The sequence below is a fragment of the Bradyrhizobium sp. SMVTL-02 genome (assembly GCF_051853005.1).
Lineage (GTDB): Bacteria > Pseudomonadota > Alphaproteobacteria > Rhizobiales > Xanthobacteraceae > Bradyrhizobium.
On record NZ_CP182469.1, the window covers coordinates 1454886 to 1476617 of the forward strand.

The window sequence follows — 21732 nt, forward strand, 5'->3', positions numbered from 1 at the left end:
ATGAGTTGCGATCACTCGCGATAAAAGATGCCGTTCGGCGCTTTTAGATCCTGGAGGTCAGCTACCTTGCCCTCAGGTGGGTTGTAGGCCCGCTTCATCCGGTTGTATTCGGCGCGATCAGGGCCGCCCGTGGATGCCCGCTGGAACACCAAATAGAGCGTGCGGCGAGAGCGATCGCTCTTGTTCGGCAGTGAGTAGTGCGGTGCGTAGTCATCGAAAATAAACACATTGCCAGCCTTCCACGGCACCGGTTCCCATTCAAAGCTCTCGGCCACTTCCGGATTGATGACGCCGCCCGCATCCATGGGAAAAACTCCTTCCTTAGCGCCCTGGAGTGAAGAACAGACCACCATTGTCCGGAGCCGAATCGTCGATCGCAACGGCTGCAATGGCATGTACCATTCGCTCCGGTAGCTTGTGGGGGATATGATAGATGTCTTGATGTGGGCGATACCCGCCGCTATCAGGATACTTGAAGATCAGCAGCTCTTTGAGCATCCGCGTGTCTTCATCGAGTAGCTTCTGTACCGCATTGAAAATGCGACCGTCGGACAAGAGTGTCTGGCGCAGTGCGTCATGGTATTCCAGGAAGTTCTCAACTTTCGAGATGATCTTGCGATCATCGCCGGTCTTCTCGAACCACATCATCCATTTGTCGGTGCTTACTTCCCAGCGCGAGACGTTGTCTGCGAAATCAGAGATCTTGTCGCGCGTAGCTTCATCGAAGAAGCCTTCAAGCCGAAGGTATCCATCCTGATGCCATTTCGCCTTTTGTGCGTCGGTCAGCATTCGCGAGCTCCTTTTTTCAGGTTACAGAGAGCCAATTCTTGCCTTTGGACGGAGTGCGGTTGCGAGCACTGCGTTGAAGGCGGTCGCACCCAATAGCGTGAGCAACATCGCATCGGGGCCAAATTCGCGGATCAACTGACCTCCAAAGGACGGAAAGCCGAACAACCCGAGAAAATAGGCTAAGCTGAAGATCTGTGAAGTAACGGGCACGGAGAGCCCACGCTCGCCAGCGAGGTTGACGGCCATTCCGTTAAGTGTGGAATAGCTGAGCCCGTAGCCTGTGGCGAAGATTGTAGCGGCCAGGATATAGAGCAGAGTGTTGTCAGTATTGACAATGAACAACGCCAATGAGGCACCGGTCGCGATAAAGAGCGTGAGCGCAAGCCGATGTACGGGTACTCGGTCCAGCATATGGGCGACAGAAAAGCGAAGCGCCACGCTGGTAAGGGTGAATACCAGGAAGAAAAGGTCGGGATTGAGCTGACGTGATGCTGCATATCGATAGCCCCGAGAAAATGCAGGCCGCAACAACTATCATGGCAATCGGTACGGCCGTCGCGTGTCGAAGCAGAGCGACAGTCGTGACCAAGGTGATCTCGATGTGAGGCATAGGGACCGAAGGGATGCGCAGCATGGCACGTCGCGCCACGTCTACGCAGATGGCCGCGATTACGCAGGCCACGCCAAACAGTGCGTACATGATTGCCATCGAGTCTGTGTAGTCTGTCAGGAAGTGGCCGAGCGGAGCCGCGAGGCCAAGACCGGCCATCTGTGCGCCAGACAAGATCGTCAGATGTTGGATGCGCGCTGTCGGACGTAGATAGCGGATGATCTGTAGCGGGGACAGGATGAACAATACTGACCATCCCACACCGACGAGCATGCCGCCTGCATAGGCTATTCGCGTGTCGGCGACCGCAGCGGCAAAGGCTGCCATGGCCAGCGCCATCACGATCGAGGCGGCAGCTATCGTCGGCATGATCCCGATGCGCTGGGCCAGGCGACCAGCCAGGCAGCAACACACGATTGTCGTAACCATGCCGCTGGAGATAATGAAGCCCGCGACGTCGTGCTCCAAACCGAGAACTTCCATATATTCCGGCAATTTGAAGCTGGTGCCATAGGCTGCAGCAATGACGCTAGATGCGAACAAAAATGGTCCGAAAGCGCGGTAGGGCAGTTGGCATGCGAGGCGGTCTGCAGCTCCAGGAGGCACATCGACGATACGCAAGATTGGGGACCGTGCAGCGCTCATGTGATCGCGCTCATGTTTTCTGCCGCTGTAATCGAGCCCGACGTGGCGTTCTGCTCGTCCGGACTCTCGTATCCGCCGAGGAACTGCCCAGAGTGATCGAGATAAAACGGCTGTCCGAGCAGGCTGTTGATAATGAGGCTGTTGCGGTACGCCACCAGCGACAGGTTTGTGCTCTGTAATCCGTGCTGCAAACGGCTTTGATTCTGCAGATAGACCGGTCCTGGCATTTGCTTGGTGAAGCTGACCGCATAGTCAGGGCCGAGCACGGGCAGGCCGTCCTCCATGTGCGCGCTGCTTAGGAGCGACTGCAGAAAGGGGGGAGTGCGCGGCTGAAAGCCCGTGGCGAGCACTATACGATCAACGACGATGCTGTGATGTTGCTGCTTCGTGAGACCGGTCAGATTTACTCGCCAGCGCTTGTTGAGGGGCGTGATGTGCTTGAGGGCGACACTTGAGAGTAAATGGAAACTCTCAGACAACGCATCGTCCACGGCTCGTTCATACAAGATGTCATAGAGGCGATTACATAGTTCGCCGGAAATACCGTCGCTTGTCAGCTTTTCATGCTCGATGATGGCACTGCGGTGCTGAAGCGGCAGGGCATGAAAGCGCCGGCTATAACCGGGCATATATGCCTCGTTGACGAAGCTGGTATCGTCAATCGCGAACAGGTTTGAGCGCGAAGTAATCCAGGTAATCCGGGGCGAATCGGCGCGATTGAGCATGTGCTCGACGATCTCGGCGCCACTCTGACCACCTCCGACAATGAGCACATGCTCGTTCGGTCGAGGTGAGCCCCGCTCAAGATAGGCGGCTGCATGGTAGACGCTTTCGCTAATGAACGGTTTAGCGCACGGCGGGATCTTTGGCTCAACGCCAACTGCTATCACGATGGCGCGCGAGCCAGGTATGAAGTTGTGCTCGTACTAACGCGATAAGCGTCCCTGAAGGGGGCGACGTCAACCACTTCTTTGTTGAAGCGGACCGTGCCGAGTTGACGTGCGACCCAGCGATAATAGTCAGTGAACTCCCGCCGCGAGGTCGAGGCGACGCGTTTGTTGATGAAGCTGTAGAGCCGCCCGTGGTGTGCGAGGTAATTCAGGAAAGAATAGGGACTGGTTGGGCTTACCAAGGTCACGCAATCCCTGAATGGCGATACCTGTAGGCGGCTGTTCGGAAGCGCCAACCCCGGATGCCAGCAAAATGCTTCGCGTTTCTCCAGGAATAGTGCGCGTAAGGGAGTAGGTTCAATCAGCGCGGCCAGGCTGAGATTGAACGGACCGAGCCCGACACCAATGACATCCAGCGTATCTGAAATGGACCCCGATTGTGGGACCACGTGCTTAGTTGGAAGGGGCTGCTCCGTTTGATAGACGGAGCGCATGATGACAACGAAGACGAGACGCAAGATCGACGCGGCACTGAAGGCAAAGATCGCGCTGGAAGCCGTGCGGGAGCAGACGACGGTGGCCGATCTGGCCCAGCGCTATGAGGTTCACCCGAACCAGATCTATGCCTGGAAGAAGCAGCTGCTGGACCAGGCGGCCCGGGCCTTTGACGCGGGTGTCGGGCGGGAGAGCGAGGACGCTCGCGAACGAGAGATCGAGAAGCTGCACGCCAAGATTGGACAACTGACAGTCGAGCGCGATTTTTTAGCGCGGAGGTCCGGAAGATGAGCACGCCGGACCGTCGAGGAATGCTCGATCGCGCCGACATGGCGCTGTCGATTCGCCGGCAATGCATGTTGCTTGGTATCGCCCGCTCTGGGGTCTACCGGCCGCCACGGCCGGCCAACGACAACGACCTCGCCCTGATGCGGCGCCTCGACGAGCTGTTCACCGCCTGGCCGTTCCTGGGCTCGCGGCGAATGACCGCGATGCTGAAGGCTGAGGGGCTTCAGGTCAATCGCAAGCGTGTGCAGCGGTTGATGCGCAAGATGGGCATCGCGGCGCTGGGACCAAGGCCGAACACGACAAAGCCGGCGCCGGGCCACAAGATCTATCCCTATCTGCTGCGCAACATGACGATCGACCGGCCAAACCAGGTGTGGGCGGCCGACATCACGTATCTGCCCATCGGCCGCGGCTTTCTTTATCTCGTCGCCATCATCGACTGGGCGAGCCGTGCGGTTTTGGCGTGGCGGTTGTCGAACACGATGGACGTCTCGTTCTGCGTGGCGGCTCTGGAAGAGGCGCTGGCGAAGTACGGCACGCCGGAGATTTTCAACACCGACCAGGGCAGCCAGTTCACCAGCGTGGCCTTCACCGGCGCGCTGGCGGCCGCAAAGATCAAGATCTCCATGGATGGCCGCGGTCGTTGGATGGACAACGTCTTCATCGAGCGGCTGTGGCGGTCTCTCAAGCATGAGGACATCTATCTCAAGGGCTATGCCGACGGCCGCGAGGCCAAGGCAGGGATCGCGAGCTGGATCGCCTTCTACAATGATCGTCGCCTTCATCAGTCCCTCGGCTATCGCACGCCGATGGCGGTCTGGCGCGAACGGATCCAGGCCGCGAAGGCTGTGGACATGGTGGACAACGCTGACGCGTTGACCACATGCCCACAGCAACAGCAGCAGACAGAGTCTCTGGCAGCGTGATAGAAAGGATCAGGAGCGGTCAGTTTCCAACTAACAAACCGGTTCAAGCGGTCCCGCTCCGCGGGTCCATTTCAATCCACGAAGTTCTCTCTCACGCTTGGTAAGGTCCCGCTTGAGGAAGATTGTCAGTTGTAGCGTATGAAAGCCTACAACCTGACACCGCGTGAGATACAAGATGTTTTATCGGATCATTGTAGCGATCTTTCAAGTAAGGTGCCCGCACGGCGCGCAGACGCGCATCTGACGCGGACGAGTCTCATCGACGACGAAAAGAATTGGATCGGCATAAAGCGCTGCTAGGACATGGTTATGATGGTGACCGGCCGCGCCCTGAGCGATGTAACGAGTGTCACATCTGAAAGCTTATCCTACGGCCTGCTCGCGGAGACAGGTTGTCGAGAATGCGACACGACTAAAAATGTCTGGGGTGCGTCGCCTGATTGTGGTGAAGGCTATGATTCAAAGCCCATCCTCAAGCTCGAAAGCTCTTTGCGAGTCGCAAAAAATTTTTCAGCAGAGGATCTCCCTGTTGGGTCAGTATCGATTCGGGGTGGAACTGGACGCCGAAGGTCGGGTGGTCGCGATGGGAAAGGGCCATGGTCTCGCCCTCGTCCGAACGCGCCGTTACGATAAGCTGCGAGGTGTGTGGCTGATCGATCTCAACAACAAGGGAATGGTAGCGTCCTACGGAAAGAGGAGACGGGAGTCCTTCGAATAGTCCGCCACCGTCATGCCTAATGTAGGAGGACCGACCGTGCATGGGGCGACGTGCACGCGCCACTCGTCCGCCGAAAACACTACCGATGCACTGATGTCCAAGGCAGATGCCTAAGATCGGAACGCGACCTGAAAGTTCGCGAACGATCGAATTGGATATTCCCGCCTCTGTTGGGGAGCAGGGACCGGGGGAGATGACCACGGCGCGCGGCTTGAGCCGAGCAATATCACCGACGCCGATCACGTCATTCCGGACCACTTCCGTTGTTTCACCAAGCCTACGGAAGTAGCGGGCAACGTTGAAGACGAAGGAATCGTAGTTATCGATGATGACAATCAAAAGTCACCGGAAGAATTGGCGCGAAATGCGTCAAAAATTCGCTGGGCCTTGACGATTGTCTCCTCGTATTCGGCCGCTGGATCCGACATCGCCGTTATCCCGCCACCTGCGTGAAACACAGCCAAGCCGTCATCGATCGTGACAGTGCGAATTGCAATATTCGTATCCATGTGGCCGTTGAAGGCGATGAAGCCGATCGCCCCGCAATAGACCTCTCGTGCCACCCGCTCGATTTCAGTAATAATTTCCATCGATCTCACCTTCGGCGCGCCGGTGATGGAGCCGCCTGGAAAGCAGGCGCGAAGAAGGGCAACCGCGTCTTGGCGCTCTTCAAGTTCACCCGTAACGGCTGACACGAGGTGGTGCACCGAGGCGTAAGAGTCGAGATTGCACAGCGCAGGAACGTCGACTGAATGCGGAGTGCAGACACGTGACAGATCATTCCTTAGGAGGTCGACGATCATGATGTTCTCGGCACGATCTTTGTCGGATGTGACCAGGAGTTGAGCGTGACGCTGATCTTCCTTGGAGTTAGTAGAGCGGGCACTCGTGCCCTTGATGGGACGCGTTTCGACCCCTCGTCCGTCGAGCTTCAGGAAACGCTCCGGGGAGCTTGATGCAATAGTGAGATTGCCGTAGCGCAGGAGCGCTGCAAACGGTGCGGGATTCAATGAGCGCAATTGGCAGTAGAAGGCGACAGGATCAAATGAGGTCGGTAAGCGCGCGCTAAAACGCTGGGCAATATTGCCTTGAAAGACGTCTCCGGCCTGAATCAGGTCGATCACGCGCTGTACTGCTGCAATATAGCCAGCGCGGCTGAAGTTCGAGTGCCATGGTCCGAACGCGCCTGGGGCGTCATTTTGGACCAGGTTTGAGGAGGCAAGGAGAGTTGCGAACTCGTTGCCTTGATGGCGTGCGCGCGCGGCGCGGCGGGCGGGATCCTGCTCCGGCCAGCCTGTAGAAACGATCCAGCACCTCTTCTCACCGTGATCGTAGCTGACGACCACGTCATAGAAATGCAGAATGGATTGAGGCAAGCGGTGTCCGGAGACTGCCGGAACTGGCAATCGCTCCAATGTCCTATTCAGGTCATAACCAAAGTATCCCGCCGCTCCTCCCTGAAATGGCGGCAGATCAGGGCGATGCTCTTGCGGATAGTTAGCAAGCAGGGTGCGAAGAGCTTCCCATGGGTCGCCGTCAAGACCCTGTCCGTTCCAACTCGCCAGTCCGTCCGCTACTATGTAAGTGCCGAAAGGGTCGCAGGTCAGATATGAGTAGCGCCCAAGGGACTTGTGTCTTGCTGCGCTGTCAAGAAATGTGAGATGGGGGCGGCGAGCGAGGCGCCGCATCGCCGTGACGGGGTCAATCCATTGCAACTCTTGGACATGCATTGGCTATCAGTCACCGGCGAGTGGCGTTCGCGCGTTTCCGATTATGGCCCGCCAAACAAGAGCAAGGTTTGATCGGAATTGGCAAGCTCGTGAGACCGGCGGTCAGCTTAGGCTCCACCAGGATCGACCGCGCGGCGAGTGAGGAACCGGACATCCGTCGATACATTGTAGTCTGCCGCGAACCGAAGTTCGCGCAGTGGCCGTACTCGCCTGATCGATTCCTGGTAAAGATCATGCGCTTTGTAGGCCGCCAGTTCCGCCTCGTTGTCGAACTCACCATAAACGATAACGTCAATGTCGTTGCCGAGCTGGTCGCTCTTGCGGTTGCGAGCAACCTCCAGCCGGCTTGCATGCGGAATACTCGTGAGAACCGATAGGCCTTCGATGATCCGATCGATGTGCGCCTCATCCTTGGCGGTGAACAGAACGATGTGACGGATCATGTGTGGCTCTAGCAGTGCTGTTGAGATGGGGCGCATAACTAACTTGGGATCGTGCGCTGCGCAACGCAACTCTGCTGCATTTGGTTGATGATCAATTGTTCGCGCTGTGGTGCCTCCCACGCCGCAACTAAACTCGGCAGAAGCGTTTCTTAACCAGGAGGTCGGAAGGGCAAGGCGCTCAATGGTTTGAATGTGACGCGCGAGCAGGTTACAGGCCTGATCAAGGTTGCGCGCTCGCAGGGCCTGCAAGATCAGGCGGTGATCTTGGTTGGACCGTGGGCGCCAGCCGGCCGTCCGCGCCATTGCGAACACTAGCCTAGAGTTGGCAAGCTGTAGTTCGTCAAGACTGGCGAGCAGCCGCGGCATCGCACAGGGCGCAACCAGAGCGTAATGAAAGGCCCGGTTGGCCATCTCAAAATCCTCAATGGTCTTGGCATTGTCTCCTTCAATGAGGGCGAGTTCGATGCGCGCCAGGTGGACCGATGAGAGCTTTGGAGCTGCATTGCGCAGCGCGACTACTTCGAGCGCTGCACGCATCTCGGCGATCTCCTTCACGGAATTCGTGTCGAGCGGAGCGACCCGCACGCCGCGGCGAGGCGCACTCACGACAAGATGTTGAGCCTCCAATTGTCGAAAAGCCTCGCGCACCGGGACGTGACTCGAGTTGAATTCTCGCGCGACATGATCCTGCCGAAGTGGGGAGTCTGGCTGCAGCGCGCCATTGATAATGCGCTCCCCAATCGACTCGGCGATGCGTCCGGCAGTCGTTCTGTTCTCGCTCATCATAGATTATCTACTGGAAAAATGAGTGCGCCCCGATGACACATCGAATAGCATCGATCCAATGTCGCTGACGATAGATAATTCGCGCGATTATCTATGATTATGGATTCGAAGCTGATGGACGTTTGTGACGGGGTTGACCGGAACGGAAGTTGCGAGCTTGCGCAGGTCGGCGGGAAATGGAAACGTGCCGAGGTCGAAGCTCTCTATGGTCTGCCTCTCTCTGAGCTGATGTTTCGAGCGCAAAGCGTTCACCGCGACAACTTCGATCCAAACCACGTCGAAACAGCTAGCCTGCTCAGCATCAAGACGGGTGGTTGCCCGGAAGACTGCGGCTACTGCGCGCAGAGCGCTCACTACGAGACGGGGGTGAAAGCAACCCGCCTGATGGATTGCGCCGACGTCGTCGCCACCGCGCAACGTGCCAAAGAGGCAGGCGCGACCCGCTTCTGCATGGCCGCGGCCTGGCGCAGTCCGAAAGACCGCGATCTTGATCGGGTCTGCGAGATGGTCGGCGCCGTCAAAGAGCTTGGCATGGAGACCTGCGTCACGCTCGGCATGCTGACGCCGAAGCAGGCAGCACTGCTTTCGGAGGCGGGGCTCGACATCACAACATCGACACTTCGCCTGAGTTCTACGGCAGGATCATCTCCACCCGGACCTTGCAGGATCGCATTGATACGCTTGAGCACGTGCGCGAAGCGGGCATCAAGATCTGCTGTGGCGGCATTATCGGTATGGGCGAGCGTGTTGAGGACCGCCTCGACATGCTGCTCCTGCTCGCCAACCTCCGAGAGCCTCCAGAAAGCATGCCGATCAATCTTTGGAGCGAGGTCAAGGGGGTTCCTGTCATTGACACGGCGGAGGCTCCCGGTCCGATCGCGCTGGTGCGTCTGGTCGCAACCGCCCGGATTATGATGCCGAAGTCGGTGATTCGGCTGTCCGCCGGACGGCAAGACATGACCGACGAATTGCACGCGCTGTGCTTTTTGGCCGGTGCAAATTCAATTTTCATCGGTGACGTGCTGTTGACGACTAAAAATCCGAAAGCCGACCGCGACGCTAGGTTGCTGACCAAGCTAGGTATCACATCCGCCCTTGCCTGACCAAACGGGCAGCGAGCGAGCTGTGTGTAGACCTCCAGGATTAGGTGAGAAATGCAGATTACCTTGTTGAAAGGCAAAATTCATTGCGCATCGGTGACCGAAGCCGATTTGCACTATGAAGGCTCAATCTCAATTGATCGGGCGTTGATGGACGCGGCAGGGTTCCTGGTGAATGAGCGCGTCGAAATTCACAACGTCGAAACTGGCGCGCGGTTCGCCACGTTTGTCACCGAAGCGCCGCGCGGCTCAGGTACCATAGACTTGAACGGTGCGGCTGCGCGACTGGCGTTACCCGGAGACAAAATTAGCGTCCTTGCATACGTCTTACTGGACGAGGCGGAAGCCAAAACGTTCAGACCCCGTATTGTGCTCGTCGATCGAGAAAATCGAATATTGCCGGTTTGATCGCCTATCGGCCAACTGAAGCCGATTTTCTGCGCGTCGGCCAGAATTTTGCGCAATTTCAACGACCTCAGAGTGCACAATGAAGTCAATCCACGCGGGAAAGGCTGCCCGATATACCTCGGCGTTGAACGTCCTGAAAGAAGCCCACCGGTTGCGTAGCCTCACTCCGCGTGCAGGAATCGATTTCACGTCGAACGACTATTTGGCGCTCGCGAGCGCGCCGCGCATGAAGAAGGCTGTCTTGGCAGCAATCGAGGCCGGCACACCGATCGGGGCCGGCGGTTCGCGGCTCCTGCGCGGCAACTGCGAGGAACACGAAAGTCTGGAAGCTGAAGCTGCCAAGTTCTTTGGCGCCGATACAGCGCTCTTCTTTGGCAGCGGTTATGTCGCAAACTTTGCCGTCCTGACGACGGTGCCGCAGAAAGGCGATCTGCTCGTTCTCGATTCTCTGGTGCACGCGAGCATCCATGAAGGCGCACGAGCTGGCCGCGCTGACTTTCGGATAAGTGCCCATAACGACCCAGAATCGGTTGAAAGCACGCTTCGAGACTGGCGGGCAAAGGGCGGAGTTGGCCGCATCTGGATCGTGGCCGAAAGTCTCTACAGCATGGACGGCGATTTGGCGCCGCTCAAAGAGCTGGTTGCGCTCGCCGATCGGCATGATGCGTTCCTGATGGTGGATGAGGCCCATGCCACGGGCGTTTACGGTGAGAAGGGACGGGGGCTCACCGCCCCTTACGAGGGACGAGAAAATCTCCTGGTCGTTCATACCTGCGGCAAGGCGCTGGGCGCAGCGGGGGCGCTTGTCACGGCGTCCGGCATCTTGCGAGACTTCATGGTCAATCGATGCCGGCCATTTATCTTCGCCACCGCCCCCTCGCCGTTGATCGCCGTCGCCGTTCGAGAGGCGATTCTGATCCTGCAGCAGGAACCGGAGCGTCAGCAGCGCCTCATCGAGCTGGTCGCGTTCACACATCGGCAGATGGAGCAGCGCGGTTGGAAAAGTCCTTCGGACTCGCAGATCGTGCCATACATCGTGGGCGATAACGCGCGTGCGATGCGGCTCGCCTCTGCGCTGCAGGGGCGCGGATTCGACATCCGTGGAATTCGCCCGCCAACCGTGCCGGCGGGCACGGCCCGCTTGCGAGTTTCGCTGACGCTCAATGTCGCCGAAAATGACGTACGCGCAATGCTCGATGCGCTGGTCGAGGAGACGGAAGGTAAACTTCAATGAGTCCAAGAATCGTGGTGACGGGCACAGATACCGGAATCGGAAAAACGGTGTTTTCTGCTGGGCTCGCGAACCTCCTGGGCGCGAATTATTGGAAGCCGATCCAGGCTGGCCTCGATGGAGAGACCGATACTGAGACCGTCACACGTTTGGGCGGCCTCTCAGCCGACCGCATCTTGCCGGAGTGCTACCGTCTTCGAACGCCCGCCTCGCCCCATTATGCTGCTGAAGTTGACGGAGTTCGGGTCGAGGCAGAGTCGCTCGACGTGCCGGATACCGGGACGCAGCCATTGGTTATAGAAGGCGCGGGCGGGCTGATGGTGCCGCTGAGCGGCGACACACTTTTTATTGACGTGTTCGAGCGCTGGCGGCTTCCAGTGGTGCTTTGCGCGAGCACACGGCTCGGCACCATCAACCACACACTGCTCTCGATAGAGGCTCTCCGAAAGCGTGAGATCCCCATTCTCGGAATGGCCTTCATTGGCGAGCGAAATGCCGAGACTCAGACTGTTATTCGCGAGATGGGCCGGGTGCGTTGGCTGGGGCGATTGCCATGGCTTTCTCCCCTCACCACGGACACGCTGAAGGCCGCATTCAAAGCTTCATTCCGTGCAGATAGCTTCAAGTTGTATGCTAAAGAATAAGTCCCCCATCTGGCATCCGTTCACCCAACACGGTCTTCAAGACGAGATGACGAGGGTTGTTCGGGGTAATGGTGCTTATCTCCACACCGCGGATGGTCGCCGTATCATCGATGCAATCTCATCCTGGTGGGTGGTGACGCATGGTCATTGCCATCCACATATTGTGCGCGCGATTCAGGAACAGGCAGGTAAGCTCAACCAGATCATCTTTGCCGGGCATACCCACGATCCCGCGGAGGAAGTTGCCGCCCAGCTGCTGAGGCTCGCCCCACGCCGGCTCGAGCATGTCTTTTTCTCGGACAGCGGCTCAGCAAGCGTCGAAGTCGCGCTAAAAATGGCGCTTGGCTATTGGCATAATGTAGGCAAGCAACGAGTACGCATCGTCGTGATGCAGCATTCCTATCATGGCGACACGATAGGTGGGATGTCTGTCGGAGCCCGCAGTGTCTTCAACGAGGCGTACGGACCCTTGCTGTTCGACGTCACCTCAGTCCCATTTCCCGCACCAAGTCGTGAGCAGGATACGCTGGACGCCCTTGAGTCCGCATGTCGAAACGAAATTCCAGCAGCCTTTATTGTGGAGCCTCTGATACTAGGGGCAGGCGGAATGCTGATGTATCCAGCCTGGGTGCTCAGGGAAATGAAGCGGATCTGCGAGGCTTCAGACGTCCTGTTCATTGCAGATGAGGTCATGACCGGATGGGGTCGCACGGGAACACTCTTCGCCTGCGAGCAGGCCAATATCACACCAGATATCGTCTGTTATTCCAAGGGAATTACGGGAGGAGCGCTTCCCCTGGCGGTAACACTCTGTCGTGCGGATATTTTCGATGCTCACTACTCGAAAGATCGAACGCGTACTTTCTTTCATTCGAGCTCATATACCGCAAATCCCGTGGCCTGCGCGGCCGCAAGAGCTAATCTGGAGCTCTGGCAAGTTCCCGATACTCGCCAACGCGTGGCAGCGATCGCCGTGATGCAAGAACAGGCACTTGAGCCATTCCGGGGCGACGCACGCTTCGGAAATGTTCGCCGAACCGGCACGATTACAGCACTCGATCTGAAGACGAGCGATTCGGGTTATCTGGCGGATATAGGTCCGAAGCTTCAGGCCTTTTTTAACAATCGAAACCTGCTACTGCGGCCGCTCGGCAACTCGATCTACGTGATGCCGCCGTACTGTGTGACAGCGGCAGACCTTGATGAAATCTATGCTGGCATCTGGGATGCCGCCGATGCGCTAGCTGGAAGGAGCGCTCTGCGGGCATAGAAACCGAAAGCAAGAGCGTCTTAACTATCCGGGCAACCGTTCGACGATCGCACTCACCCGAACCTCCGCCCGCAGTGGGCTTCAGCAAAGATCTGAGGCAGTGCTGCGATTGCCACGAACCGGGATCCGATACCGTAGATCTTTAGCGACGATAAACAATCCTCACGGTTACAAAAATTTTTTAAGCCTTGGTTTCGTGATTGGTGGTGAGCGCCTATCTGCACTTCTGTTGCGTATCCAAGCGAGCCCGGCAAGATGCAACGTCCCAGGTGCGGGGACAGTGCTGTCAGTGTTGTCGGCACGAATCCTGCGCGACCGCACCAAAGATCGCGCAATTTATGCGCGAGCTGCCGCCTTCGGCGCGAGTTCGCAGCAAGAGAGCGTGATATGCCGACGTCGTAACCGGTCTTGGGGCTGTCGACGATCGGCCACTAGGCCGGCCGACCGCGCAGAGTAAGCCGCGAGGGACAAAGAACGCAAAGCAGACTGCCTGCCCGCCCTTGTCACGCGTGTCCCATGAATCCCGGTCTCACCGTCAACTCTGTGTAACAAACCCAAACTAGAGGTTGCGATGATCAGCGTCTCCCCGAGCTTACGTCTTGAGCGTGCTGATCAGCAACGCGCCGAAAATGATCACGGATTGACTGGCAATTTGATGCTCGCCTCAATGACTGCAATACGGCTCGTATTGCCAATTCTTCGTCGATTTCGGCCAAGCCTGCGAACCAAGATTGCCATGCTTGGAATAGTGGGCGTGCTCGTCACAGGGGCAACTTGCATCGTGGGGCTAAATTATGTTGCACAGGTGCAGCACGAGGCAAACCGGAGCATCCATCTTCGCGCTCACTTGGCCGCCTTGTCAGAAGCGTTTCTTGAATCGCAGCAGCTTGCGCTGGAGTTTCTGCGCAAGCACGACGAAGCATTGATCGCGCGGCACGCCCGAGGCATCAGGAAGGAGCTCGCCGACCTCGATCAGATCGAGGAGTGTGTTGCCTCCTTGCCAGACGGCGATCCTCTGAAAGACGTATCGTTCCTGCGCGCCGGAATTGGCCTTTATGCAACGCGTTTTAACAATATCGTTTCAGCGCAGCGCGTCCTCGGCTTCGCCGAGAATGATGGCCTCCAGGGCAAGCTGCGCGACGCCGTGCATCAGGCCGAATCCCGGCTGACGCAGATCAATCAGCCGCAGCTAACCGTATTGATGCTGATGATGCGACGGCACGAAAAGGATTTCATGCTGCGGCGCGAGGAGAAGTATGGCGATGAACTGGATAAGCGCGTCGCCGAGTTCGACACCACCCTTGCTTCCTCCGAGTTGGGGTCAGTTGCTAAGACGGAACTGAAGCGGCTAATTGATTCCTACCGCTCGAGCTTCGTGGCCTTCCTGGTTGCTCAACAAGCATTGGACGATCAGGTTGATGATCTCGGGCAGATCTACGGCCGGAATCGTCCTCTCCTGTTGAAGGCGATCGCGACAGCTGATGCCAGCGCTACCGCTGCGGAAGAGCGTGCTTCGCGCATCCGCCAGATGCTGGGCTGGGGAATTGGACTTGCCACGCTCGTAATCGGTTTTGTTGCCGTCTTTGTCGGGCAGGGCATGGCCCGGCTGATCACACACATGACCAAAGCGATGCGCCAACTGGCGGCTGGGCAATTCGAGGTGACCCTACCCGGACTTGGTCGTTCGGACGAGATAGGCGAGATGGCGCAGGCCATGGAATCGTTCAAGCTTAAGTCAAAAGAAAAGGCGCAGGCCGAATTTGCAGCGAATCTAGAACAGGATCGCTTGGCGGGAATGCGACGTAAGGAGGAACTGGAGAAGCTTGCCAGGATCTTTGAAGATGCGGTCAGCGGCGTCATCGACACACTGTCATCTGCCTCGACCGAACTGGAGGCTTCTGCCCGCAGCTTGACGGACACGGCCCACAATACACAGGAAGTCTCCGACAAAGTCGCCTTCGCCTCGGAGGAAGCTTCGGGCAACGTTCAGGTTGTCGCTGCACGTACCGCGGAGATGATGGCGTCCGCTACGGAGGTTGAACGCCAGGTCGAGCAATCTGCAGTAATCGCCAGAGGCGCCGTGCGTCAGGCCGAAGAAACCAACCGAAGGATAAAGCACCTGTCGGCAGCGGCCCTAAAGATTGGTGGCGTGGTTGAGCTGATCGCCGCAATTGCGAGGCAAACAAACCTTTTGGCTCTCAACGCGACTATCGAGGCTGCACGCGCGGGTAGGGCCGGCCGCGGCTTTGCCGTTGTGGCGCACGAGGTAAAGTCGCTGGCAACAGAGACGGCGAAGGCGACCTCCCAAATTGCAGAGCAAATCGGAGGTATCCAGGCGGCCACCGAGGAGTCGGTCAGCGCTATCGCCGAGATCGGCAACAGCATCGGCAGGATCTCGCAAATCGCATCGACGATTGCAGCTGCGATCGAAGCGCAGGGTACGGCAACCAAAGATATCGCGCAGAATATCCAACATGCGGCACAAATGTCGACGCAAGTCGCCAGCAACATCCGGCAGGTTGCATTGAGCGCCTCAAGCACAGGCGCGTCATCCTCGCAGGTGCTGACATCGGCGAATGCGCTGGCCCAAAGCAGCCATCGCCTCAAACTGGAAGTCGATGGCTTTCTCGCCGGGGTCAGGTCGTGATGATCTGAAATACTGCAGAACTATTTGACGGTGTGATTATCTGCTCTCATTTGGGGTCTCAGAATGCCTGCCTATCTTGCGTCGTATGATTTGAAGGAGACCAAGCCCGATCCTCACCCCACCTTTTTGAAACAAGCAGCGGCGCAGGGCTGGAAACTGTGGATCCTTGGCTCGAACAACATGCGCTATCGTCTTCCAAACACGACGTTGGTCGGCACATTCGACAGTTTGGCTGTTGCCGAGGCCAGGCTCGAAGCAGCCCGCTTGGCGACAGAGAACGAAATGGGTGGCACCGTCACGACGAGCAAGTGGATTATTGCGGAATACGGACCGACTCGGTTCAATTCTGACGAGCGGCAGAGCGCGTAACGTAGGAGCCCCGAAGCGTTCCTGGCGCGCCCCGGACTCATCATAAACCTTGCTCGTATGATTGGCTTTGTCGGTCTTGAACTCGACGTGAGGCACCAGTTGCAGGCCGCTCTTGCCCCACGACCAGTTGGTTCTCAACGTCCCCGCCTAATTGCCTTCCACAGCAAATCGCTGACTGGTCGCTTGGGACTCAAGGAGCCAATCGGCCGCCTTATCCGTTTCCATCCCCTAACGTAAGAAAGTCCTAGAGCAACATCAGCTTCCGTAACTCAATTCCAGCGCGAGATGATCAGAGTTATCACTTGAAGTGACTTCGTCGTTTTGTCAGATCAACGCACATTTTTCTTGGATCGGAGCACTATGGCTGAACAAGTACCGTCGCCTCGTGGCGCAAGGCCGTCTATTGTCGAAAGTTTTAGTATCGAGGGGCTCTACGGATACCGGACAATTTCGATCGCGTCCGAGTACTCAGCGACAATTCTAATTGCGAAGAATGGTTCAGGAAAAACAACCATCCTCGCTGCCTTAGACGCATTTCTGCGGGGGCAATTCTCTCGATTGCGCGATACAAAGTTTCTGCGCATCCGTTGCAAATTGCGCGCAATAGATCAAGAAATCATTCTCTCACGCGATGACCTGATTGGATACTTCAGGAATGAGGAGATCGAATTAGGTGCTCGTCGGCTTGAACTAGAGCCGGCAATCCTATTCGCCTTTATCGAGGAGTACTACGCCGACGAGCGGAAGCTGAATTACGAAGACGACATCGGGCAGCGAATTATTCAGAAGTTCGGTACGCGCGCTGAGGCACAAAGTTTTTGCCAGCGGTTGAGAGCAGACCTGCTCTCCAATGCGCCTACCATTGAGGCAGCACATACCCAAATAAGAGCCGCGCTCAGCGACACTGAGATAGTTTACCTGCCAACGTACCGTCGCATTGAGCTTTCATTCAGCCCTCCCGCACATGACCGCCTTGGAAGAAGACAGAAACCGTTTTTTCCAGGCGTCAAAACTAGCCTGTTTCCTGCTGACATTCAGTTCGGGCTGTCGGACATTTTGGAGCGTCTGTCTGATCTAAATCAACGTATTGTCTTCGACTCAAACCTTGGCTATCGGGAGATCAGCGCAAGCATCATCAATGAGCTTATCGATGGCAGCTTCGATCAAGTTGCCGCAATGCCTGAAGACATTCCGGACAAGGACGAACTGGAACTCTTCTTTTCGCGCCTACGTGAAGGAGGGAGACGTAGATATGGCCCGTATATAGACCCCAGCTCCATTCCCAATATCGACAAGATCTATACTGGGCAGGACATTTCTGACGAACGCAGCAAGTTCCTGCGATATTTTCTCGCAAAGCTTAGCACGGTGATCAGGGCGACCCGCGACATTGAGGCGTTGGTGCGGGACTTCATTGCAAGTTGTAACAGATACCTCTCGTCGATTGATCCTAGCACTTCTTTGCCGCGGGACGCTAACACCCCGCTATTGGCCATTGATGAAAAAGCATTGCGGCTCGATCGACGAGATCTGCAAGTGTCCGTTGAAAGCCTCAGCGCTGGACGAACGATTCCGCTCGATGCACTCTCGTCTGGCGAAAAGCAAATGATCTCGCTTTTTGCGAAGCTTTTCCTGTATCCAAACAACAAGATCGTCTTGATCGATGAGCCGGAGCTGTCATTGTCGCTTGAATGGCAGCGTCAAATCTTGGTTGACGTGATCAACATACCCCTCTGTAGTCAGATCGTGGCAATTACTCACTCCCCGTTTATTTTTGATAATTCCTTGGAGCCCTTTGCGCGCTCGCTAGTCTCATCGATTGATCCTAGTGAGGGTGCCATTCCCGATGAAGCCGAGGACGATGCATGATCGGCGCATCAGGTGGAGAGGTTCAGGCCCCCAACATCGAGAAGCTCAAAGCAGCCCGCAAAAGTCCAGCGGTGCTCAAAACGAAGCTCGTGCTACTTCGTGACCGGTTGCCGGATTGTATCGTGTTTGCATTCGAAGGGGACAACGACAAGCCGGTCTACTACCAGTGGGCTAAGCAGTTGAGGCCAGACCTGTGCTACGAGCCCTTCGTTTGCGGTGGGAAAAAGCAGGTTTTTGAGTTTCGCGAAATGCTGGCTCGCGACCTAGGCGGCCTGTCGAATCGCGTGTATTTCTTTGTTGATCGAGACTATGACGATCTCGCAGGATTTGACGACAGCCCCGCTACTTTTATGACGGACCGATATTCGGTTGAGAACTATTTGGTAAGTGAGAAAGTATTTGAGGAGCTCCTGAAAGATGAGTTCCACTGTCATGGCGAGCCCGAATTGCGGAAGGAAATCGTCGAGCGATTTGCGGAGCGGTTGAACGAATTCATTTCCGTGACCAAGGAGATCAATCGAAGACTATTCGTAGCGCGACAACTCAAACTTCAGCTCTTGAAGAGCCTGCCGGATAGAATAAACCATATCGCTGTTGTCGAGCTTGCCGGTGTTTCTGCGGCTAAATCCAAACCAGAAGAGCTTATCGTATTGGCAGAAGAACCAGCTCAAAAACAAGTGGAACGTCTTTCGGCTGAATTTGAGAAGCTGCTTCCCATCGAGAGATATCGGGGAAAATTTAGCAATCTATTCTTCATGAAGTGGTTGGAATTGCTCTGTGCGGATCGCAAAGAGCAAAACTCCAAATGCTTCAATCGTCTTGGACAGCCGCGCGTGGTGCCCATACAAGGAATTACGCTGGGAATGCTGGCATCCAAATCTGACTATCCGGCGGGGTTGAGGGAGTTCATTGCTTCAGTTCAGTAGAAGTATCAGCCACAACAATGCGTCGGCAGAGTTTTCCCTTCTTGGCCTCCGTAGGCAAATGATAGATCGCTCGAGTAACACCTTGGTAAATCTTGCCCGCGGCGAGGAAGGGAACTCCTCTCTTGAAAGCCAGATGCGCCTCCACGCAACCGGTTCGCATGTTGAGAGCCACCGATCTCCGCTTGATGATCGCGCAATCATTGGATGTTTGGCGCGGTCTGTTCTTGACTTTTGAGCGCACGTTTGTCTTTTCAGCTCGCCTTTCACTGGTTTCTGCTGTCGTAGTTACCCAACAACCACTCTCGCTATATGGGTGGGCTGACGGATCGAACAAGATGAGCCACATTTCGGACGGGCCTATTGAACGCGTCACAATTCCAGTGCTGCAGCGGTGGAAAGGCGAGGGGCGGCTTGTCGCAATGACCACCGCTTATGACGCCGTCGCGGCACGCATCGCCGACCCCATTGTCGACATTATCCTTGTCGGGGATAGCGTTGGCAATGTCTGCCTCGGTTTCGACAATACGCTGCCGGTCAGTATGGCCATGATGAACCATCACCTCGAAGCCGTGGCGCGTACAAGGCCTCATGCCTTGCTTGTCGCTGATATGCCCTTTCTAAGCTTTCATCTCAGTCACGAGGAGACGATTCGCAGCGCCGGAGGCTTCCTGCAGCGTGGGGCCGACGCCGTGAAACTCGAGGGCGGAGCAAAGCGTGCCGAAACGGTACGCGCCTTGGTCGATTGCGAGATTCCAGTGATGGGCCATCTCGGCCTGACGCCGCAGAGCGTCAATATGATGGGTGGTTTCAAGGTGCAGGGCCGGAAAGCCGATGATGCCTTGCGTCTGCTCGACGACGCCCACTGCCTGCAAGAGGCCGGCTGTTTCGCTCTTGTCCTGGAGGGTATTCCGGCTGAGCTCGCGGCTCGAGCGACCGAGTCCTTGACGATACCGACGATCGGGATCGGGGCTGGCCCCAGTTGTTCCGGCCAGGTGCTTGTATTCCACGATGTGCTCGGCTTGACCGAAAGTCATCGGCCCAAATTCGTTCGCACCTATGTCGAGGGTTTTGGGGTATTGCAGGAGGCACTGTCCCGCTGGGCCGCAGATGTCCGCAATGGCGCATTCCCGGCTGCACAAGAATCGTATCGGCTTCCTGAAGGGTTGAGCGATGCGATTGCAAACTGGGCACCTTCTAATCCAACCTGATGTAAAGCTCACACATGCAAACAATTACGACGGTCGCTGAGCTTCGCGGCGCTCTTGCAAACGTGCGTGACAAACGTGTTGGCTTCGTACCGACAATGGGCTACCTGCACGACGGCCACCTTGCATTGGTCGAGGCGAGTCGTGCACAGTGCGACGTCACGGTCGTAAGTATCTTCGTCAACCCGACTCAGTTCGGGCCGACCGAGGACCTCAGCACCTATCCGCGCGACTTTTTGCGGGATGAGAAGCTGTGTCGCGATGCCGGTGTCGCGATTGTCTTCGCTCCAGAGGAACGGGAGATCTATCCGGCTCAATTTGAGACTTTCGTCGAACCCGGCGAACTCGCAAAATCATTGTGTGGGGCGTTCAGGCCTGGACACTTTCGCGGTGTCGCAACCGTCGTTTGCAAGCTGTTCAACATGGTGCGGCCGGATATCGCATTCTTCGGGCAAAAAGATTTTCAGCAATGCGCGGTCGTGCGTCGGATGGCACTTGATCTCAATCTTCCGATCGAGATCGTCACCGTGCCGACGGTTCGGGAGCCGGACAGGCTCGCAATGAGCAGCCGCAATCGATACCTCAATAAAGAAGAGCGCCGGCGGGCTCTTTCGATCAGTCGCGGTCTGCTCGCGGCGGAAGCCGAATTTCGTGTAGGGGAGCGCAATTGCGAGAAGCTCATCGCAATCGCCAGGCAGCATTTGGACGAAGTCGACCGGCTGCAGTACCTCGAGCTGGTCGATGCCGACACGCTCGAGCCGGCCTCCGGTCCCCTAAGCCATCCTGCGGCTCTATGCGCTGCGGCCTACGTCGGCTCGACGCGGCTGATCGATAACGTAATTCTTAAGCCGTAAGTGAGCACGCAATACGGCGATCAAGCTCGAGCGACCTCATTGAGCGCGATGACGCTCCTTGAAAAAAAGCGCGGCCGTCACGCGCGAAGATCACTTCTGAGCATGAGCGCGGCCGTCCCAACTCTGTGCATAGCGAACCAAAGTAGGTGTAGCCGTCCGGTTTTTGTCCGATTTGGCCGGTCTGTCGTGTCGTGGTTGCGCGGCAATTTGTCTGCGCCCGCAATCCTACCTGTTCTGAGCGCTGCGATATCGAAACGCAGATGTCACAATCTCATGCGACGTGCCGCCCGTCTTCCTCAGTAACGCGCAACCGTCGCATCTCAGCTGGCCCCGCAGTGACTACGCTGATCGAGCAACTCAAGATGGGAATCGGATGGCCGTCCTTTGACAGTGAGAATCGGTGCGAACTACCCTGCCAGTCTGCAAAAAGCGTTTCATCGGTCAATCCAGTTAAAATTCGCCAGGAATCGGGTTTGCATCGCAGGATTTAGGCTCGAGTTTGCTCCGGATTGCAGTAATCAAGATTGGACTGCGCTTATAGTCACCAACCTCGGCGAAGCCGTCCAATGGAACAGTTGCTTCGTCAAATCGATGCATATCAAACGCTTACGTGCCGGGCCTGCAGCTTGGCGTCGGCCGACATCGCCCGCGCGGAAAGATATCCACCCAATACGCCATAGGAGGCGAGAATGCGTAATGGCTTCCATAACTCGGAGCATGTTTCAGGAATGTGCTGTGCGGTCTGCGGTGGAAGGTTCGGTCTGATCCGCTACTACTGTTGGCGAACGGCCCTTTGTTCCAAGAAATGCATCGACCGCTTCAAGGCGCGGCGGGAGGCCGATCAAAAATGGCTTCGCTGGTTGCGGGCGGCCTAATTCTGCCGGGTATC

The 21732-nt window shown here is 56.8% G+C and carries 20 protein-coding genes and 2 pseudogenes; 12 read left to right on the forward strand and 10 right to left on the reverse strand.

All coding sequences use genetic code 11. The features are described 5' to 3' along the window. Nucleotides 1–11: 11 nt before the first annotated feature. From ACNJYB_RS06920 to ACNJYB_RS06945, 6 genes are read right to left on the reverse strand one after another with little or no spacing between them, the layout of a single operon-like run. On the reverse strand, nucleotides 12–305 hold the full coding sequence (locus ACNJYB_RS06920; RefSeq protein ID WP_439373274.1) for a phytanoyl-CoA dioxygenase family protein: 294 nt from the start codon (nucleotides 303–305) through the stop codon (nucleotides 12–14). 16 nt (nucleotides 306–321) lie between these two features. Continuing rightward, complete coding sequence (locus ACNJYB_RS06925; protein WP_439373275.1) at nucleotides 322–789, reverse strand: phytanoyl-CoA dioxygenase family protein; 468 nt, start codon at nucleotides 787–789, stop codon at nucleotides 322–324. A 21-nt stretch (nucleotides 790–810) separates the two neighbouring features. Continuing rightward, complete coding sequence (locus ACNJYB_RS06930; protein WP_439373276.1) at nucleotides 811–1137, reverse strand: hypothetical protein; 327 nt, start codon at nucleotides 1135–1137, stop codon at nucleotides 811–813. Beyond that, a complete protein-coding gene (locus ACNJYB_RS06935; RefSeq protein ID WP_439373277.1) occupies nucleotides 1112–2020 on the reverse strand; it encodes an MFS transporter in 909 nt (302 codons plus the stop codon). Before ACNJYB_RS06935 ends, ACNJYB_RS06930 begins: the two co-directional genes overlap by 26 nt. A 20-nt stretch (nucleotides 2021–2040) precedes the next feature. After that, a complete protein-coding gene (locus tag ACNJYB_RS06940; protein ID WP_439373278.1) occupies nucleotides 2041–2934 on the reverse strand; it encodes a SidA/IucD/PvdA family monooxygenase in 894 nt (297 codons plus the stop codon). Further along, the gene (locus ACNJYB_RS06945; RefSeq protein ID WP_439373279.1) at nucleotides 2931–3428 is read right to left on the reverse strand and encodes a SidA/IucD/PvdA family monooxygenase; all 498 of its coding nucleotides are present in this window, start codon (nucleotides 3426–3428) and stop codon (nucleotides 2931–2933) included. The genes ACNJYB_RS06940 and ACNJYB_RS06945 overlap by 4 nt, the downstream gene beginning before the upstream one ends. 1 nt (nucleotide 3429) lies before the next feature. Between ACNJYB_RS06945 and ACNJYB_RS06950 the strand changes: the two genes are divergently transcribed. After that, a protein-coding gene (locus ACNJYB_RS06950) for an IS3 family transposase (protein WP_439375484.1) occupies nucleotides 3430–4643 on the forward strand; the annotation gives its coding sequence in 2 pieces (ribosomal slippage) (nucleotides 3430–3706 and nucleotides 3706–4643; 1215 coding nt in all). A gap of 472 nt (nucleotides 4644–5115) precedes the next feature. On the opposite strand, the gene ACNJYB_RS06955 is transcribed toward ACNJYB_RS06950, so the two are convergent. The 4 genes and pseudogenes from ACNJYB_RS06955 to ACNJYB_RS06970 all read right to left on the reverse strand — a co-directional run. After that, on the reverse strand, nucleotides 5116–5700 hold the full coding sequence (locus ACNJYB_RS06955; protein WP_439373280.1) for an anthranilate synthase component II: 585 nt from the start codon (nucleotides 5698–5700) through the stop codon (nucleotides 5116–5118). Continuing rightward, nucleotides 5697–7091, reverse strand: a complete 1395-nt coding sequence (pabB, locus tag ACNJYB_RS06960) for an aminodeoxychorismate synthase component I (protein ID WP_439373281.1) — start codon at nucleotides 7089–7091, stop codon at nucleotides 5697–5699. Before pabB ends, ACNJYB_RS06955 begins: the two co-directional genes overlap by 4 nt. A gap of 107 nt (nucleotides 7092–7198) precedes the next feature. After that, the gene (locus ACNJYB_RS06965; protein ID WP_439375485.1) at nucleotides 7199–7570 is read right to left on the reverse strand and encodes a Dabb family protein; all 372 of its coding nucleotides are present in this window, start codon (nucleotides 7568–7570) and stop codon (nucleotides 7199–7201) included. Nucleotides 7571–7690: 120 nt separating this feature from the next. Beyond that, a pseudogene (locus tag ACNJYB_RS06970) lies at nucleotides 7691–8320 on the reverse strand (GntR family transcriptional regulator); the annotation flags it as partial. 114 nt (nucleotides 8321–8434) lie between these two features. Here ACNJYB_RS06970 and bioB point away from each other — a divergent pair. The 11 genes and pseudogenes from bioB (at nucleotide 8435) to panC (ending at nucleotide 20843) form a co-directional block, all read left to right on the forward strand. Beyond that, nucleotides 8435–9423, forward strand: a pseudogene (bioB, locus tag ACNJYB_RS06975) (biotin synthase BioB). Between the two features lie 51 nt (nucleotides 9424–9474). Next, a complete protein-coding gene (gene panD, locus ACNJYB_RS06980) occupies nucleotides 9475–9828 on the forward strand; it encodes an aspartate 1-decarboxylase (protein WP_439373282.1) in 354 nt (117 codons plus the stop codon). Nucleotides 9829–9907: 79 nt separating this feature from the next. Continuing rightward, nucleotides 9908–11062: an 8-amino-7-oxononanoate synthase gene (locus tag ACNJYB_RS06985; RefSeq protein WP_439373283.1), complete on the forward strand. Its 1155-nt coding sequence runs from the start codon at nucleotides 9908–9910 to the stop codon at nucleotides 11060–11062. Next, entirely contained in the window at nucleotides 11059–11703 is a 645-nt protein-coding gene (gene bioD, locus ACNJYB_RS06990) for a dethiobiotin synthase (protein ID WP_439373284.1), read from the forward strand. Before ACNJYB_RS06985 ends, bioD begins: the two co-directional genes overlap by 4 nt. Next, nucleotides 11690–12973 (forward strand): adenosylmethionine--8-amino-7-oxononanoate transaminase, encoded by a 1284-nt coding sequence (locus ACNJYB_RS06995; RefSeq protein ID WP_439373285.1) that lies wholly within the window; start codon nucleotides 11690–11692, stop codon nucleotides 12971–12973. Before bioD ends, ACNJYB_RS06995 begins: the two co-directional genes overlap by 14 nt. A gap of 571 nt (nucleotides 12974–13544) precedes the next feature. After that, nucleotides 13545–15620 carry a methyl-accepting chemotaxis protein gene (locus tag ACNJYB_RS07000; RefSeq protein WP_439373286.1) on the forward strand — a complete coding sequence of 692 codons (2076 nt, stop codon included), beginning with the start codon at nucleotides 13545–13547 and terminating at the stop codon, nucleotides 15618–15620. Nucleotides 15621–15683: 63 nt separating this feature from the next. Beyond that, on the forward strand, nucleotides 15684–15989 hold the full coding sequence (locus tag ACNJYB_RS07005) for a hypothetical protein (RefSeq protein ID WP_439373287.1): 306 nt from the start codon (nucleotides 15684–15686) through the stop codon (nucleotides 15987–15989). A gap of 360 nt (nucleotides 15990–16349) precedes the next feature. Beyond that, nucleotides 16350–17858: an AAA family ATPase gene (locus ACNJYB_RS07010; RefSeq protein WP_439373288.1), complete on the forward strand. Its 1509-nt coding sequence runs from the start codon at nucleotides 16350–16352 to the stop codon at nucleotides 17856–17858. Next, entirely contained in the window at nucleotides 17855–18784 is a 930-nt protein-coding gene (locus tag ACNJYB_RS07015; protein ID WP_439373289.1) for a DUF4435 domain-containing protein, read from the forward strand. Before ACNJYB_RS07010 ends, ACNJYB_RS07015 begins: the two co-directional genes overlap by 4 nt. 335 nt (nucleotides 18785–19119) lie before the next feature. Then, complete coding sequence (gene panB, locus ACNJYB_RS07020; protein WP_439375486.1) at nucleotides 19120–19992, forward strand: 3-methyl-2-oxobutanoate hydroxymethyltransferase; 873 nt, start codon at nucleotides 19120–19122, stop codon at nucleotides 19990–19992. 14 nt (nucleotides 19993–20006) lie between these two features. After that, complete coding sequence (panC, locus tag ACNJYB_RS07025) at nucleotides 20007–20843, forward strand: pantoate--beta-alanine ligase (RefSeq protein ID WP_439373290.1); 837 nt, start codon at nucleotides 20007–20009, stop codon at nucleotides 20841–20843. The last annotated feature ends 889 nt before the right edge of the window (nucleotides 20844–21732 follow it).